We start from the raw sequence: 13,838 nt of genomic DNA, 5'->3' as shown, positions 1-13,838 counted from the left end.
GAAGATCACCCGTTCTACTGGATCTCCGTTCTCATGTCTCTGGTTCAGCCGAACACCTTGACGCAACCGCCAGCCGTCCTAACTTCCCGGCATTGCCACTAGTCCGGGTCGGCGAGGTTGCAGGCGGGGACCCAGCCGACGACGCCGGTGGTCACGTTGCGGCCGTGGTGCCACAGGGTGCTCTCGAAGTTGTCGCACCGGTAGAGCCCGTGCTCCTCCGACCGGTTCGACTCGAACCCCTGCCCCGCGTAGCCGAGCCCGTTGCGGCCCGACCCCGCCCGCGGCTCGCTCCAGATGATCACGCCTTGGGCGCCGAAGTCGTACAGGCGTCTGGCCTGCGCGGTCTCGGCGGGGACCAGCCCGCCCAGCGTCAGGGCCGCCAGCAGGCCGGCCATGGTGGCTCGTCTGATGTGCACCGTGCCTCCCTCTGTGAGTCGAGATCGTGCCTCACAGTAACGGCATGGTCACTCACTGTTCCAATGGTTTTTCTCCGCGTCGCCAGGCGAGGTAGCCGCCGTCCAGCGGGCGGGCGTCGTAGCCGTGCTCGCGCAGCAGGCGTACCGCCTCGGGGGAGATCACGCAGTACGGCCCCCCGCAGTACGCCACGATCTCCGCCTCCCTCGACAGCCCCGCCAGCCGGTCGCGCAGCTCCGCCGCCGGCACCGAGATCGCCCCCGGCACGTGCCCGGCCGCGTAGTCGGCCGCCGAGCGCACGTCGACGACGACCGTGCCCGGATCGGACAGCCGGGCCGCCAGCTCGTCGGCGGTCACGCCCTCCAGGAAGCCCAGCCGCGCGCGCACGGCCTCGCGCAGGTCGGCCAGCCGGCCGTCCGCGAACGCCTGGAACTCCCCGAGGAAGCGCGAGACCCCCTCGTCGGCCAGCCGGTAGTGAACGCGCGTGCCCTCCCGCCGGCTGGTCACCAGGTTGGCGGCGCGGAGCTGCTGGAGCTGGGCCGAGGTGTTCTTGAGCGGGATCTCCGCCGCCTGCGCCAGCTCCTCCACCGTGCGCTCGCGCTGGTCGAGCACGTCCAGCAGGCGCAGCCGCACCGGGCTGGCCAGGGCCTTGCCGATGCGGGCGAGCTGCGCGTAGATCGGCTCTTCCGGGAACGCGGACATCAGACCATGTACTGGTCGTGGCGCAGGTACAGCTCGGTCCACTCCTCCGGGGTGAGCTGCCGGCCGGTGGTGGCGATCTCGGCGAGCTCCTCGAAGTACGCCTCGCGCGGCGCTCCCGGCGTGAACAGGATCAGCATCGAGGCCGGCTCGCCCGACTCGTTCCTGAAGGCGTGCACGCCGCCCTCCGGCAGGAACAGGAAGTCGCCGGGCTTGCCGTCGGCCCACTTGTCGCCGTTGTAGAGCTTGATCGTGCCGGACAGCACGTAGAACGACTCCGTCATGGTCCGGTGGAAGTGCGCGCCGGGCCCGGACGGGCGCGGGCCCATGTCCCAGCGGTAGAGGCCGTAGGCGCCGTTCGTGGAGCCACCCGTCGCGAGGTAGTGGACCTGCGTGCCGCCTGCGCCCATGGACAGGTCCGGCGCCTGGCCGGCCAGCTTGAAGACGCCGCTGTGCTCGCCGGTCTCGCCGAAGTAGCGGGGTTCGGGATAGGACATGTCCGCCTCCTCTAGTTTTCCAAGGAAGCTTAGAATAGTCCTCACAATTCCGGTAGTACTTCCGTGGCGAGGCGTTCGAGCTGCTCCGGCTCGTCGAACATCGGATCCAGCAGCACCAGGCCCGCGCCCGCGTCGATCACCTCGCGCAGGCCGCGCACGCACGCCTCCGGCGGGCCGGTGACGGCCACGTCCGCGCCGCCGTACATGCGGCGGAGCTGCTCCTCGATCCGGCCCTCCGTGCCCACGGAGACGTAGACCCGCTTGGCGACCCCGAAGCTCGCCGGGTCGCGCCCGGCCTGCTCCAGCTCGGCCCTGAGCGTACGCACCTGCTCGGCGAACGCCGCCGTGGTCGCCCCGCCCGCCCCCACGAACCCGTCACCGTGCCGGACCGCGCGCCGGATCGCGGCGGGCTGGTGCCCGCCGATCCACACCGGCGGATGCGGCTTCTGGTACGTCTTGGGCTCCATCGCGGCCTCCACCTGCCAGAACCGGCCGTGGAAGGTGACCTTGGGCTCCGTCCAGCAGGCCTTCATCAGCTCGATCCCCTCGACGAAGCGCGTCACCCGCCCCTCGGGCGGCACGCCGAACGGCGCCAGCATGTCGGCGGCGCCGAGACCGAACCCCACCTCCAGCCGCCCCCGGCTGAGCTGGTCCAGGGTGCTGAGGCTCTTGGCCAGGTGCAGCGGGTTGTGCAGGACGCTGACGAACACGGCACAGCCGATGCGCAGGCGCTCGGTGGCGGCGGCGGCGTACGTCATGACCTCGACAGGGCCGAGGGTGGGGATGGGCGACAGCGTCCCCTCGCGCGTCCAGACGCTGTGGAAGCCCAGGTCCTCCACGCGGCGCAGGTAGGCGCGGAAGGTGCCGGGGTCGAAGGCGCCGTCGCGGACCTGCTGGGGGAGGGAGATGGCGAAGCGGGTCGTGGTTTCTGTCATGCTCCACCGAATAACCCGGCGACGGCGGGCCGTCCAGCTTCCCGCGCCGCCCCGCGCGCTACTTCGGGCTTCAAGAGGCGAGCTGTTGGAGGAGGGTGCCGGCGAAGGACGCCGCGGCGGCCTCGTCGTCACGGCCGGCGGGCGGCGCCATGTGGCCCAGGAAGGCGTACTGGAACCTCGCCGGCGCCGTCGGCTACCTCACCTTCCTGCGGCCGGCCGACAACCCGCCGGCCGAGGCGTGTGCGGGTGGGGCCGGGACGCGTCCCCGGGTGGTGGCCGCCGGGGCGAGCATGACGCAGGGGGCGCTCGGCGCGAACTGGGTCGGCGCGTTGCGGCAGCGGGCCGAGTTCCGCGGTCACGAGTTCGTGAACGCGGGGGTCAACGGCAACACGACGGCCGATCTGCGGCAGCGTGTCGACAGCGACATCGTGGCCTGCCGGCCGGCGGCGGTGACGATCCTCATCGGCACCAACGACGTTCGCAACGGGGTTCCGCTGGAGGAGTATCGCGCCGACCTCGACGCGATCGTCGATCGGGTCAGGGCTCGTACCGGCGCCCGGGTCGCGCTGGTGTCCTTGCCGCCGCTCGGTGAGGATCTGGACAGCGAGATCAACGGCCGGCTCGGCGCCTACAACGCCGTGATCCGGGAGGTCGCCGCTCGGGCGCGAGCCGGCTACCTGCCCCTGTACGAGCGGGTGGCCGAGGAGTTGCGGCTGACAGGTGGCCGGATGCCCTACGACTTCAGCTTTCCGCTCGCTCTGGCTGTCGCGGCGCAGCATTACCTTCTGGGGCGCGGCTGGGATGAGATCGCCGCTGCGGGTGGGCGGACGCTGCTGGTCGACCATGTCCACCTGAGCGATCGGGGCGGGGCGCTGGTGGCGGATCTCGTCGGTGGGTGGCTTGCCGGTTGATGCCGGGCGATGGGCCGAAGGCGGCAGCCCTTCAGAACGTGATGACCGTGCGGGCGACAGTGCCCTGGCGGACGTGGGTGACGGCTTCGTTGAGCCGGGTCAGGGGGAGGCGTTCCGAGATCAGGCCGTTGAGGTCGAGGCGGCCGGCCAGGTACTGGGCGGCCAGCATCGGGAGGTCGCGGTGGGGGGCGGCGTCCCCGCCCTGGGTGCCCATCAGGCGGCGGGAGGCGAACAGCAGGCCCGTGTCCAGGCTCATCGGGTGGCCCTGGGGCGGGCTGCCGACCATGACGGTGGTGCCGCCGGGCTGGGTCGAGGCGAAGGTCTGGGCCAGCACGCCGGGGGCGCCCGTCGCGTCGAAGGCGTAGTCGACCCCGCCCCTGGCCAGCTCGCCCACCTGCTTCGGCAGGTCGGTGGCGCGGAGGGTGTGGGTGGCGCCGAAGCGTTCGGCCAGCTTGAGCTTCTGGTCGGCCACGTCGGCGGCGATGATGGTGGTCGCGCCCGCCAGCACCGCGCCCTGGATGACGTTGAGTCCCACGCCGCCGCAGCCCACGACGAGGACGGTGGCGCCGGGCGGGACCTGGGCGACGTTCAGGACGGCGCCGATGCCGGTGACGACGCCGCAGGCCAGGAGGCTCATCGCGTCGAAGGGGGCGGATTTCGCGATTTTTACGCACATGGGTTCGGCCACCACGGCGTACTCGGCGAATGAGCCGATGCCGATGAAGCGGCGGGTCTCCTCGCCGTCCAGCGTGATCCTCGGCAGGCCGCCCATGATCGTGGGCAGGCGGGCGGGACCCGCGCACAGGTGGAAGCGGCCCGCGCCGCACGGGCGGCAGCGGCCGCAGGGGCCGTTCATGGCGATGATGACGTGGTCGCCGGGTTTGACGGTGGTGACGCCCGTACCGACGCTCTCCACCACCCCCGCGCTCTCGTGCCCGAGGATGAACGGCAGCCTGCTCACCACGGGGCTCTTGCCGTCGATGGCCTTGAGGTCGGAGCCGCACACGCCCGTCGCCTTGATCTGCACGCGGACCTCGCCGGGGCCAGGATCCGCGATCTCGACCTCACGGATCTCCATGGGGGCGTGGAATGCGGTCAGCACGGCCGCGCGCATCAGCATGCGCCACACGCTAGCCGGGCGGGCGATCATGAGCAAGCGGTTGCTCGGGAACGTGTGACCGCGCCCGTTGACGGCCCTCCCGGGCGAATTTACGCTCATGACACAAAACCAAGCGAGCGCTAGGCCAAATGCACGGGAGGCCGTCATGGTGCGGGGTAGATCGATGGCGTTCGTGGTCGCGTTGCTCGCCGCCGGATGCGCGGCCCAGCAGCAGGGTACGACCGCGCAGGGCGGCGCGGCCGGGGTGACCGACACGACGATCAAGGTCGGCGGTGTGCTGACCAAGACCAGCGCCAGCGGATACTCCACCAAGGACGCCGAGCTCGGTGCCAAGGCCAGGTTCGAGGGGGCCAACGCCGAGGGCGGCGTGCACGGGCGGAAGATCGAGTTCCTCGGCGCCGAGGACGACGGCCAGGACGCGGCCAAGGGCGACGCGGCGGCCAAGAAGCTCGTGCAGAAGGACCAGGTGTTCGCCCTCGTCCCCGTGCACGCCCCCAACTTCGGCGGCGCCGCCTTCCTGGAGCAGCAGGGCGTCCCGTGGTTCGGCTGGGCGACCGGGCCGCAGTGGTGCGGGACGAAGACCGGGTTCGGGTACAACGGCTGCCTCGCGCCGAAGCAGGGGGCCGGCTCGCAGACGTGGTGGGGCCGGCAGATGGCCGACCTGCTCGGCGGCGCCGAGGGCAAGAGCGTCTACGTGCAGACCTCCGACTCCAGCGGCAGCAAGTACGGCGGCACCACCATCTCCCAGTCGTTCACCGCCGCCGGCTTCGAGCTGGCCGGCGTGAACTCCGGCCTCCCGGCCGCCGCGCCACCCCCCGACTGGCTCCCGTACGTCAACAAGATCATGACCTCGGACGGCGGCGCGCCCCCGGACGTCGTGGTCTCCGTCATCGCCGGCACCAAGTTCAACGTCGGCCTGTACGCGGCTCTCAAGCGGGCCGGCTACAAGGGCGTGCTGACGGACGCCACCAGCTACGACGCCGCCATCCTCAAGGACCCGGCCAGCGCCCAGGCCCTGGAGGGCGTGATCGCGGCGCCCATGTTCGAGCCGTTCGAGTCCACCGCCCCCGAGATCGCCCGGCTCAGGCAGGACGTCGAGAAGGTCGCCCCCGGCACCGTGCTCACCCAGCACCTGGCCATCGGCTACTGGGCCGCCGACATCTTCCTCGACATGCTGAACAAGACCGGCAAGGACCTGACCAGGGAGAGGTTCCTGGCCACGGGCAACGGCTCGTACCTGTACGAGAACGCCGGCTTCGGGAAGATCCAGTATCCCAAGGACCACAGCGAGCCGAACGGCTGCGGTGCCCTGGTCAAGCTGGAGGGCGGCGCCTTCCAGGTGGCCAAGAGCATGAAGTGCTTCGACAACGTGCCGCTCAAATGATCCTGAACTACATCCTCAGCGGCCTGGTCACCGGCGCCATCTTCGCGATCATGGGATCGGGCCTGACGCTCTCGTACGCGGCCACCGGGGTGTTCAACTTCGCCCACGGCGCCGTCGGCTTCCTGACCGCCCTGCTGTTCTACGAGCTCAACCAGGCGGCCGGCCTGCCCGCGTGGCTGTCGGCCCTGGTGTCGGTGGCGTTGTTCGCGCCCGCGCTCGGCTACGTCCTGCACAGGGCGATGTTCCGCGGGCTCGCCCAGGCGGGGGAGACCGCGCAGATCGTGGCCACCATCGGGCTCACGATCGCGCTGCCCGCGCTCGGCCTGCTGGTGGTGGACCTGGCCGCGCTGCCGCCGGCGGACGCGACCTCGCTGCCGCGCGGCGTCGGGCCGCACCCGGCGCAGGCGTTCGACGTGCTCGGGGTGCGCCTGGACAGCGACCAGCTCATCACGTTCGGCTTCTCGGCGGTGACGGCGGCCGGGTTGTGGGCGTTCATGCGGCATTCGCGCTACGGGCTGCGCATGCGCGCCTCCGTGGACCGCCGCCGCCTGGCCACGCTCCGGGGCATCGACGCGGACGCCACCTCCGCCCTGGCCTGGATGCTCGGCTCCGGGCTGGCCGGCCTGGCCGGGGTGCTGGCGGTGTCGGTGCTGGGGCTGGACGCGACCGCGTACACGGTGCTGCTGTTCGCCTCGGCCACGGCGGCGGTGTTCGGGCGGCTGCGCTCGATCCCCTGGACGTTCGCGGCCGGGCTGGCGCTCGGCGTGGTGCAGAACCTGGTGGCCGGCTACACCGACTTCCTCGAAGAGGTGACCGGGCTGCGTACGGCCGTGCCGGTGATCCTGCTGTTCGCCGGGCTCGTGCTGCTGAACCGGTCGCGCGACCGGGTCGCCGGCAGCGCGGCGGAGGACGCGCCGCCGCCCGACCACCTGGCCGGGTTGCCGCCGTGGCGGCGGCGCCTGCCGTGGGCCCTGGGGGTGGCCGCGCTGGTGGCGTTCGCCTTCGCGGGGTCCGAATACTACGTGGGCGTCGCGGCGCAGGGGCTCGTGCTGGCGCTGATCTTCTGCTCGTTCGTGGTCGTGACCGGGATCGGCGGCATGGTGAACCTGGCACAGGCCGCCTTCGCCTCGATGGCGGCGCTGACCTGCGGGTGGGCGTTCTCGTCGGGGCTGCCGTTCTTCGCGGCGATCCTGCTGGGCGTGCTGGCCGCCGCGGCGGTGGGGATGCTGGTGGCGCTGCCCGCGCTGCGGCTGGGCGGGCGGGTGCTGACGCTGGCCACGCTGGCCATGGCGCTGCTGGCCGACCAGGTGCTGTTCCAGGTGGACGCGTTCAGCAACGGGACGATCGGGTGGTCGCTGCCGGCGCTCGGGTTCGGCTTCGCCGACACCTCCGATCCCCGGGTGCGGGTGGTCGTGCTGCTCCTGCTGATCGGAGGGGTGGCCCTGCTGGTGCGGAACCTGGAGAGGTCGGCGTCCGGGCGGGCGATCCTGGCCGTGCGGTCGGCCCCGGCCGCGGCCACGACGTCGGGGCTGTCGGCGCCGCGTACCAAGATCATGCTGTTCGTCCTGGCGTCGGCGATCGCGGGGCTCGGCGGGGTGCTGTTCGCCGTCTCCAAGGGCTCGATCACCGCCACCGACCTGCCCGCGTTCTCCGGGTTCGTGTGGCTGGCCGTGGTGGTGCTCCAGGGCGTGCGGCGCATCGGCGGGGCCGTGCTGGGCGGGCTCATCGCCGTCGCCGTGCCCGAGCTGCTGGCCACCTGGGACGTGTCGGCACACGTGGGCGCGATCCTGTTCGGGCTCGGCGGGATGATCCTCGCCAAGCACCCCGACGGTGTGCTCACCCAGCTCGCCGAGCTGCGCCATCGCCGGCGGCCCGCGGATGTGCGGGTCGTTCCGGAGGCGCCGGCCGAGCGCGAGGAGGCGCTGTTCGTGATGGAGGGCGTGGTCGCCGGGTACGAGGACTGCACGGTGCTGCGCGGCGTGGACCTGGCCGTACGCCCCGGCGAGGTGGTCGCGCTGCTCGGCGCGAACGGCGCGGGCAAGTCCACCACCTGCGCGGCCGCCGCCGGGGACCTGCCGGTGACCGGCGGCCGGATCCTGCTGGACGGCGAGGACGTCACCGCCTGGCCCGCCCACCGCAGGGCCCGCGCCGGCATCCTGCTCGCGCCCGAGGGCAGGGGCGTCTTCCCCGGCCTCACGGTGGAGGAGAACCTGCGGACCTGGCTGCCCGACCCGGAGCCCGTCTTCGAGCGCCTGCCCCAGCTCGCCGAGCGCCGTACCGTCCTGGCCGGCGCCCTGTCCGGCGGCGAGCAGCAGCTCCTCACGCTCGCGCCCGCACTCGTGCGCCCGCCCCGCGTGCTGATCGCCGACGAGCCGTCGCTCGGGCTGGCGCCGATGGTGGTGCGGCAGGTGTTCGAGGTCTTCGCCGAGTTGCGCGAGCGCGGGGTCGCGCTGCTGCTGGTCGAGGAGAAGGCCACGGAGGCGCTGGCGATCGCCGACCGGGTGGCGTTCATGCGGCTGGGCCGGGTCACCTGGGCCGGTCCCCGCGCCGAGGTGGACAGCGAGCGGCTGACCGCCGCCTACCTGGGGGTGAAGTGACGTGCTGGCCGTGGAGAGCGTGTCGGTGGCCTTCGGCGGGGTCAGGGCTTTGGACAAGGTGTCGTTCGAGGTCGGGGAGGGCCTGGTCTGCGGGGTGATCGGGCCGAACGGGGCCGGCAAGACCACGCTGTTCGACGTCGTGTCGGGCCTGCGCAGGCCGAGCGAGGGCCGCGTGCGCGTGGCCGGCCGGGACCTGACCGGCCTGTCCCCGGTCAGGCGGGCCAGGGCCGGGTTGCGCCGCACGTTCCAGCGCACCCAGGTCTTCGGCCGGCTCACCGTGGCCGCCAACGTGCTGGCCGCGCTCGACTGGCACGGCGGGGGTGGCGGGCTGGCCGCCGACCTGGTCGGCTGGCCGGCCCGGCGGCGGCTGGAGCGCGAGCGGCGTGAGCGCGTGGCCGAGGTGCTGGAGCTGTGCGGGCTCACCGAGCTGCGCGACGCGTACGCCGCCGCGCTCCCCGTCGGGCAGCGCCGCCTCGTCGAGCTGGCCAGGGCCGTGGCCGACCGGCCCCGCCTGCTGCTGCTCGACGAGCCCACCTCCGGGCTGGACACCGGCCAGACGGCCCGCCTGGGCGAGGTCGTCAGGGCCCTGGACACGACCGTGCTGCTGGTCGAGCACGACATGGGCTTCGTCATGGACACCTGCGACCGGATCGTCGTGCTGGACCTCGGCAAGGTGATCGCCGCCGGGGCGCCCGGGGAGATCCGCGAGGACCCGGTCGTCAGGGCCGCCTACCTCGGTTAGGAGCGCCGCTCGCCGAACGTCATGAGTGCCGCTCGGCGAATGTCATGAGTGCCGCTCGGTGAACGACAGGATGCGGCGCCAGGCGTCCTGGCAGGCGTCGGCCCACTCGGCGTAGGAGCGGTCGAAGAACGAGTGCGGCGCGCCCTCGTACACGTGGGTCTCGTGCTCGGTGCCCACCCGGTCGAGCGCGGCCTCGTACGCGTCGAACTCCTCCGGCGTGGACACCTTGTCCGCGCCGCCCCGGAGCAGCAGCAGCGGCGCCCCGGGGCCGGTGGTGGGCGCGTCGATGAAGCGCAGGGCGCCGTAGAAGCCGATGCCGCCCGCCAGGCCGTTGCCCTCGGCGGCCTGCCGCCACGACTGGGCGCCGCCCATGCAGAAGCCCACCGTGAACACCGGCCCGTCCAGCGCCTCGGTCGCCGCCTTCGCGTCCGCCCTGACCTGGTCGTTGGCGAGCTGGTTGACGTGCGTCATGAAGTCGAAGTCGTCGCCCCGGTCGCCCGGCCCGGCGGTGCGGCCGAAGTAGTCGATCGCGATCGTACGGAACCCCGCCTCCGCGAACCGCACGGCCAGGTCCCGGTAGAACGGGTGCAACCCGCGTACGTCGGGCAGGATCACCATGCTCCGCCCGTTCGGCTCGGCGGGCTCGGCCCGGTAGGCCATGATGCGGTTGCCGTCGGCGGCGGTCAGCTCTATCTGCTCGTGCGCGGCCACCTCGCCCTGGACGGGCGGCGCGGGCGGCCTGCTGTCAGTGGAATGGCACATGCGATGAGCATGCCCCTAATACGGTGGCGCAGCCCGCAACGACCGGATGAGATGCGCCCGCACCTCCGCCACGGCAGGTCTGGCCTGCGCGCCGGAGCGGACGGCGAGATAGCCGGTGTTGATCGGCGCCTCCGGCGGCTCCGCCAGCTTGACCAGCGCGCCGGCGGCCAGGTCGCGCCGGCACAGGTACGCGGGCAGCACCGACACCCCCATCCCGGCCCGGACCGCGCTCAGCACGCCCCGCAGGTCGGGGATGACGACCTGGGCCGCCATCGTGGGACGGCGGCCGAACACGCCACGCCAGTAGCGGCGGACGATCGGCAGGTCCTCGGCGTAGGCCACCAGGGGCACGCCGGCCAGCTCCCGCGGCCCGGCCCCGGACACCGAGCGGGCGACCTCGGGCGAGGCGACCAGGACGAACTCCTCGTCGTAGACCGCGTCCGCCCGCACCCCGCGCAGCCGGGGCCGGATCGTGGACAGCACCAGGTCCAGCCGCCCCGCCGCGAGGCCGGCCAGCAGGTCGTCGGACAGGCCGAGGGTGAAGCGCAGCCGCAGCCCGTCGCGTACGAGCAGGGCGAGCATCGGCATCACCTCCTCGCACAGGAACTCGGCCGGCCCGCCGAGATGGACGGCCTCGTCGGAGGGCAGCTCCGACTCGACCACCTCATCCAGCGAGTCGAGCCCGGGCGCCACCCGCCGGGCCAGCTCGTCGGCGGCGGGCGTGGCCGCCACGCCGCGCGGCAGCCGGTCGAACAGCGGCCGGTCCAGCACCGATTCCAGCGCTTTGACCTGCGCGGTCACCGCCGGTTGGGACAGGCCGAGGGTCTGCGCGGCGGCCGTGATGGAGCCGGTCCTGTGCACCGCGAGGAAGGTCCGCAGCAGGTCCAGCGAGAGAGGTGACATATCAGTATTCTGATGCCTCAGGGCGGGTTCTGTTATTTGTCGCTGATAGCGGGCGGGAGCGATGCTGGGGGCATGACAAAGCGCATTCTCATCGCTCTGACCAGCCACGACGACCTCGGCGGCGTGGAGAAGACCGGATACTACGTGCCCGAGGCCGCCCACCCCTGGGAGATCTTCCGCGCGGCCGGGTTCGAGGTGGAGGTCGCCAGCGTGCGCGGCGGCGAGCCGCCCCAGGACGGGTACGACCCCGAGGACCCTGCCCAGGTGGCCTTCCTCGCCTCGCCCGAGCAGCGCGACACCGCCCGCCTGGCCGACGTCGACCCCTCCCGCTACGACGCCGTGCTCTACGCCGGCGGCCACGGCACCATGTGGGACTTCCCCGACGACGCCGACGTGATCCGCGTCGGGCGGGAGGTGTACGAGCGGGGCGGCGTCGTGGCGGCCGTCTGCCACGGCCCGTCCGCTCTGGTGAACCTCACGCTGTCCGACGGCTCGTACCTGGTGGCGGGCAAGCGGGTGGCGGCGTTCACCAACGCGGAGGAGGAGCAGCGCGGCGTGGCGGACGTGGTGCCGTTCCTGCTGGCCGACGCGCTGGTGGCGCGCGGCGCGAAGCACGAGCCGGGCGAGAACTGGCAGGCCCGGGTCGTCGTGGACGGCCGCCTGGCCACCGGCCAGAACCCGGCCAGCGCCGCCCCCCTCGCCGAGCAGATGGTCGGGCTGCTCGCCGAACGGCGGGGCTGAGGCGGGTAATCGCCGCCGGATGGCGGTTGTGCCCCACGGTTGCGGGCCCGACCATCGAGGGAGTAGCCCCACCGTTCCCGTGGAAGGGAAACCCCATGGCATTGCACCCCAACCTCGATCCCGAGCTGCGCGCCGGGATGGAGCAGGTCCCCTTCGCAGCGGCCGACATGGCGCTGTCGTTCGAGACCCTCGCCGGGCAGCGGGCGCAGATGAACGCGATGATGGCCGCCGCGCCCGCCCCCGACACGCGGGTGTCGATCGAGAACCGCATGGTCCCGGGGCCTGAGGGGGAGCCGGACGTCCGGCTGCGGATCTATCGGCCGGAGGAGCCGGGTGAGGGCCGGCCGGGGCTCTACTGGATCCACGGCGGCGGCATGATCATCGGCGTGCCGGAGATCGACGATGCCACGATGATCGACTACGTCGAGCGGCTCGGCGTCGTCGCGGTGTCCGTGGACTACCGGCTCGCGCCCGAGCACCCGCATCCCGCGCCCGTCGAAGACTGCTACGCCGGGCTGGTCTGGACCGCCAAGAACGCCGCCGAGCTGGGCATCGACCCGGACCGGCTGGCCGTGGGCGGCGCCAGCGCGGGCGGCGGGCTGGCCGCCGCGACCGTGCTGCTGGCCAGGGACCGGGGCGGCCCCGAAGTGGCCTTCCAGCTCCTCGTCTGCCCGATGCTGGACGACCGCAACACCACGCCGTCCAGCCACGAGTTCGCCGAGGCCGTGGTGTGGGACCGGTCGGCCAACCTCTTCGGCTGGTCGGCGCTGCTCGGCGACCGGGCCGGCACCGACGACGTCCCGCCGTACGCGGCCCCGGCCCGCGCCACCGACCTGTCCGGGCTGCCGCCGGCGTTCGTGGACGTGGGGGAGCTGGAGGTGTTCAGGGACGAGTGCCTCGACTACGCCCGGCGGCTGGCGCAGGCGGGGGTCTCGACCGAGTTCCACCTCTACCCGGGGGCGTTCCACGGGTTCGACATCATGGTGCCCGGCGCCGAGCTGAGCCGGCGGGCCCAGCAGGCCCGGATGTCCGCGCTCAAGCGGGCGTTCCGCCGCTGACCTGCGGATTGGCGAGCAGGCGGGCCAGGGCCAGGGCCAGGTGGGCGCGCATCCGCCCGGGCTGGTCGGCCAGCGAGAAGCCGAGCACCGACTCGGCGCGGGCGATGCGCGCGGCCAGCGAGCTGTGGTGCAGGTGCACGGCTCCGGCCGCGCCGCGGATCGAGCCCGCCAGGCACAGCGCCCGCACCGCGAGCATCGACTCCTCGCCGAGCCGCGCCATCGCCCGGACGTCGGCCAGCTCCGCGATCGCCGCCTCCGGCAGGTCGGCGAACAGCGCCAGCGCGCCCAGGTCCGACCAGCGCATCACCAGGTCGTGGGGGCCGGTGAAGCGCAGCGCGGCCCGCGCGCCCGCCCACGACTCGGCCGCCCGGGTGCCCGGCAGCTCGGGGCCGATCCCGACCCTGGCCCCCTCCGGCACCTCCCGTGGGAGGGTGGTCGTCACCAGGACGGCCTGGGTGTCGCCGATGCTGGCCTCGCGCACGTGGTGGCCCAGCGCGCGCAGGCCAGACGCCAGCCCCCGGTCCGGCAGCGCCATCGCCAGGGCCTGCAGCGGCGTGGCGGGGTCGAAGCCGAGCAGGCGCAGGGCGCGGGCGCGCTCGGCCTCGCCGGTCTCGGCCGACAGCGCCAGCTCCACCAGCGCCGGGTCCTGGCCCGTACGCGTCAGCGCGGCGGCACGTTCCAGCGTGACCTCCGCCGCGGCGGCGTACCGTTCGAGCACGATCTCGTCGAGCCCGTGCGCGGGCCCCTCGCGCTCCATCCAGACCGCCCCGAGCCCGGAGCTCAGCTCCCTGGCCCGGGCCGGGGTGGCGGCGGGCGCGTCGGCGGAGCCGTCCGGCGAGGTGCGCGTGCGCCGGCCGGTGGCCGCGTCGAGCAGGCCGACCGGGCACTGCGTCAGCCGGGCCGTGGCGGCGAGCAGCACCGGCACGCTCACGTGGTCGCGCACCAGCGAGTCGAAGTAGGCGATGACCCGCACCGCGCTCTCCGCGTCGGCGTCGAGCGTGGAGAGCCGCAGCAGCAGTCCCTGCACGGTGACCAGACTAAATCGGTGAGCGGCGGCCTGGCGAGCTTACCAAGC

The 13,838-nt window shown here is 73.1% G+C and carries 14 protein-coding genes; 6 read left to right on the top strand and 8 right to left on the bottom strand.

All coding sequences use genetic code 11. The features are described from left to right. Nucleotides 1–98 precede the first annotated feature (98 nt). From AB0J69_RS49075 to AB0J69_RS49060, 4 genes are read right to left on the bottom strand one after another with little or no spacing between them, the layout of a single operon-like run. Entirely contained in the window at nt 99–416 is a 318-nt protein-coding gene (locus tag AB0J69_RS49075; RefSeq protein WP_364132813.1) for a hypothetical protein, read from the bottom strand. 52 nt (nt 417–468) lie between these two features. Next, nucleotides 469–1,116, bottom strand: coding sequence for a metalloregulator ArsR/SmtB family transcription factor (locus AB0J69_RS49070; RefSeq protein WP_364132812.1), 648 nt, complete (start codon nt 1,114–1,116; stop codon nt 469–471). Next, nucleotides 1,116–1,610, bottom strand: coding sequence for a cupin domain-containing protein (locus AB0J69_RS49065; RefSeq protein WP_364132810.1), 495 nt, complete (start codon nt 1,608–1,610; stop codon nt 1,116–1,118). The genes AB0J69_RS49070 and AB0J69_RS49065 overlap by 1 nt, the downstream gene beginning before the upstream one ends. Before the next feature lie 41 nt (nt 1,611–1,651). Continuing rightward, a complete protein-coding gene (locus tag AB0J69_RS49060) occupies nt 1,652–2,545 on the bottom strand; it encodes an LLM class flavin-dependent oxidoreductase (RefSeq protein ID WP_364132809.1) in 894 nt (297 codons plus the stop codon). Nucleotides 2,546–2,640: 95 nt separating this feature from the next. Between AB0J69_RS49060 and AB0J69_RS49055 the strand changes: the two genes are divergently transcribed. Continuing rightward, the gene (locus tag AB0J69_RS49055) at nt 2,641–3,456 is read left to right on the top strand and encodes a GDSL-type esterase/lipase family protein (protein ID WP_364132807.1); all 816 of its coding nucleotides are present in this window, start codon (nt 2,641–2,643) and stop codon (nt 3,454–3,456) included. A 31-nt stretch (nt 3,457–3,487) separates the two neighbouring features. On the opposite strand, the gene AB0J69_RS49050 is transcribed toward AB0J69_RS49055, so the two are convergent. Next, entirely contained in the window at nt 3,488–4,576 is a 1,089-nt protein-coding gene (locus AB0J69_RS49050) for an alcohol dehydrogenase catalytic domain-containing protein (RefSeq protein ID WP_364132806.1), read from the bottom strand. Nucleotides 4,577–4,721: 145 nt separating this feature from the next. On the opposite strand from AB0J69_RS49050, the gene AB0J69_RS49045 reads away from it, so the two are divergent. Genes AB0J69_RS49045 through AB0J69_RS49035 form a run of 3 tightly spaced genes read left to right on the top strand, consistent with a single transcriptional unit; the run spans nt 4,722 to nt 9,299 of the window. After that, nucleotides 4,722–5,960, top strand: coding sequence for an ABC transporter substrate-binding protein (locus AB0J69_RS49045; RefSeq protein ID WP_364132805.1), 1,239 nt, complete (start codon nt 4,722–4,724; stop codon nt 5,958–5,960). Beyond that, a complete protein-coding gene (locus AB0J69_RS49040; protein WP_364132804.1) occupies nt 5,957–8,557 on the top strand; it encodes an ATP-binding cassette domain-containing protein in 2,601 nt (866 codons plus the stop codon). The genes AB0J69_RS49045 and AB0J69_RS49040 overlap by 4 nt, the downstream gene beginning before the upstream one ends. A gap of 1 nt (nt 8,558) precedes the next feature. Beyond that, entirely contained in the window at nt 8,559–9,299 is a 741-nt protein-coding gene (locus AB0J69_RS49035) for an ABC transporter ATP-binding protein (RefSeq protein ID WP_364132803.1), read from the top strand. A gap of 42 nt (nt 9,300–9,341) precedes the next feature. On the opposite strand, the gene AB0J69_RS49030 is transcribed toward AB0J69_RS49035, so the two are convergent. Then, nucleotides 9,342–10,061 (bottom strand): dienelactone hydrolase family protein, encoded by a 720-nt coding sequence (locus AB0J69_RS49030; protein ID WP_364132802.1) that lies wholly within the window; start codon nt 10,059–10,061, stop codon nt 9,342–9,344. 15 nt (nt 10,062–10,076) lie between these two features. Next, complete coding sequence (locus tag AB0J69_RS49025) at nt 10,077–10,964, bottom strand: LysR family transcriptional regulator (RefSeq protein WP_364132800.1); 888 nt, start codon at nt 10,962–10,964, stop codon at nt 10,077–10,079. 72 nt (nt 10,965–11,036) lie between these two features. On the opposite strand from AB0J69_RS49025, the gene AB0J69_RS49020 reads away from it, so the two are divergent. Further along, nucleotides 11,037–11,705, top strand: a complete 669-nt coding sequence (locus AB0J69_RS49020; protein WP_364132799.1) for a type 1 glutamine amidotransferase domain-containing protein — start codon at nt 11,037–11,039, stop codon at nt 11,703–11,705. A gap of 95 nt (nt 11,706–11,800) precedes the next feature. Continuing rightward, on the top strand, nt 11,801–12,763 hold the full coding sequence (locus AB0J69_RS49015) for an alpha/beta hydrolase (protein WP_364132798.1): 963 nt from the start codon (nt 11,801–11,803) through the stop codon (nt 12,761–12,763). Here the strand turns inward: AB0J69_RS49015 and AB0J69_RS49010 are convergent. Next, complete coding sequence (locus AB0J69_RS49010) at nt 12,741–13,790, bottom strand: helix-turn-helix domain-containing protein (RefSeq protein ID WP_364132797.1); 1,050 nt, start codon at nt 13,788–13,790, stop codon at nt 12,741–12,743. The two genes, AB0J69_RS49015 and AB0J69_RS49010, sit on opposite strands and share 23 nt — an antisense overlap. Nucleotides 13,791–13,838 lie beyond the last annotated feature (48 nt).

The sequence above is a fragment of the Nonomuraea sp. NPDC049709 genome (assembly GCF_040674815.1).
GTDB lineage: Bacteria > Actinomycetota > Actinomycetes > Streptosporangiales > Streptosporangiaceae > Nonomuraea.
This window is presented reverse-complemented; position numbering and strand designations above follow the sequence as displayed.

What these genes read in the sequence shown, in the direction of transcription:
- AB0J69_RS49070 (WP_364132812.1), bottom strand. Translation starts at nt 1,116, where the DNA reads ATGTCCGCGTTCCCGGAAGAGCCGATCTACGCGCAGCTCGCCCGCATC.
- AB0J69_RS49065 (WP_364132810.1), bottom strand. Translation starts at nt 1,610, where the DNA reads ATGTCCTATCCCGAACCCCGCTACTTCGGCGAGACCGGCGAGCACAGC.
- AB0J69_RS49060 (WP_364132809.1), bottom strand. Translation starts at nt 2,545, where the DNA reads ATGACAGAAACCACGACCCGCTTCGCCATCTCCCTCCCCCAGCAGGTC.
- AB0J69_RS49050 (WP_364132806.1), bottom strand. Translation starts at nt 4,576, where the DNA reads ATGCTGATGCGCGCGGCCGTGCTGACCGCATTCCACGCCCCCATGGAG.
- AB0J69_RS49045 (WP_364132805.1), top strand. Translation starts at nt 4,722, where the DNA reads ATGGTGCGGGGTAGATCGATGGCGTTCGTGGTCGCGTTGCTCGCCGCC.
- AB0J69_RS49040 (WP_364132804.1), top strand. Translation starts at nt 5,957, where the DNA reads ATGATCCTGAACTACATCCTCAGCGGCCTGGTCACCGGCGCCATCTTC.
- AB0J69_RS49030 (WP_364132802.1), bottom strand. Translation starts at nt 10,061, where the DNA reads ATGTGCCATTCCACTGACAGCAGGCCGCCCGCGCCGCCCGTCCAGGGC.
- AB0J69_RS49025 (WP_364132800.1), bottom strand. Translation starts at nt 10,964, where the DNA reads ATGTCACCTCTCTCGCTGGACCTGCTGCGGACCTTCCTCGCGGTGCAC.
- AB0J69_RS49020 (WP_364132799.1), top strand. Translation starts at nt 11,037, where the DNA reads ATGACAAAGCGCATTCTCATCGCTCTGACCAGCCACGACGACCTCGGC.
- AB0J69_RS49015 (WP_364132798.1), top strand. Translation starts at nt 11,801, where the DNA reads ATGGCATTGCACCCCAACCTCGATCCCGAGCTGCGCGCCGGGATGGAG.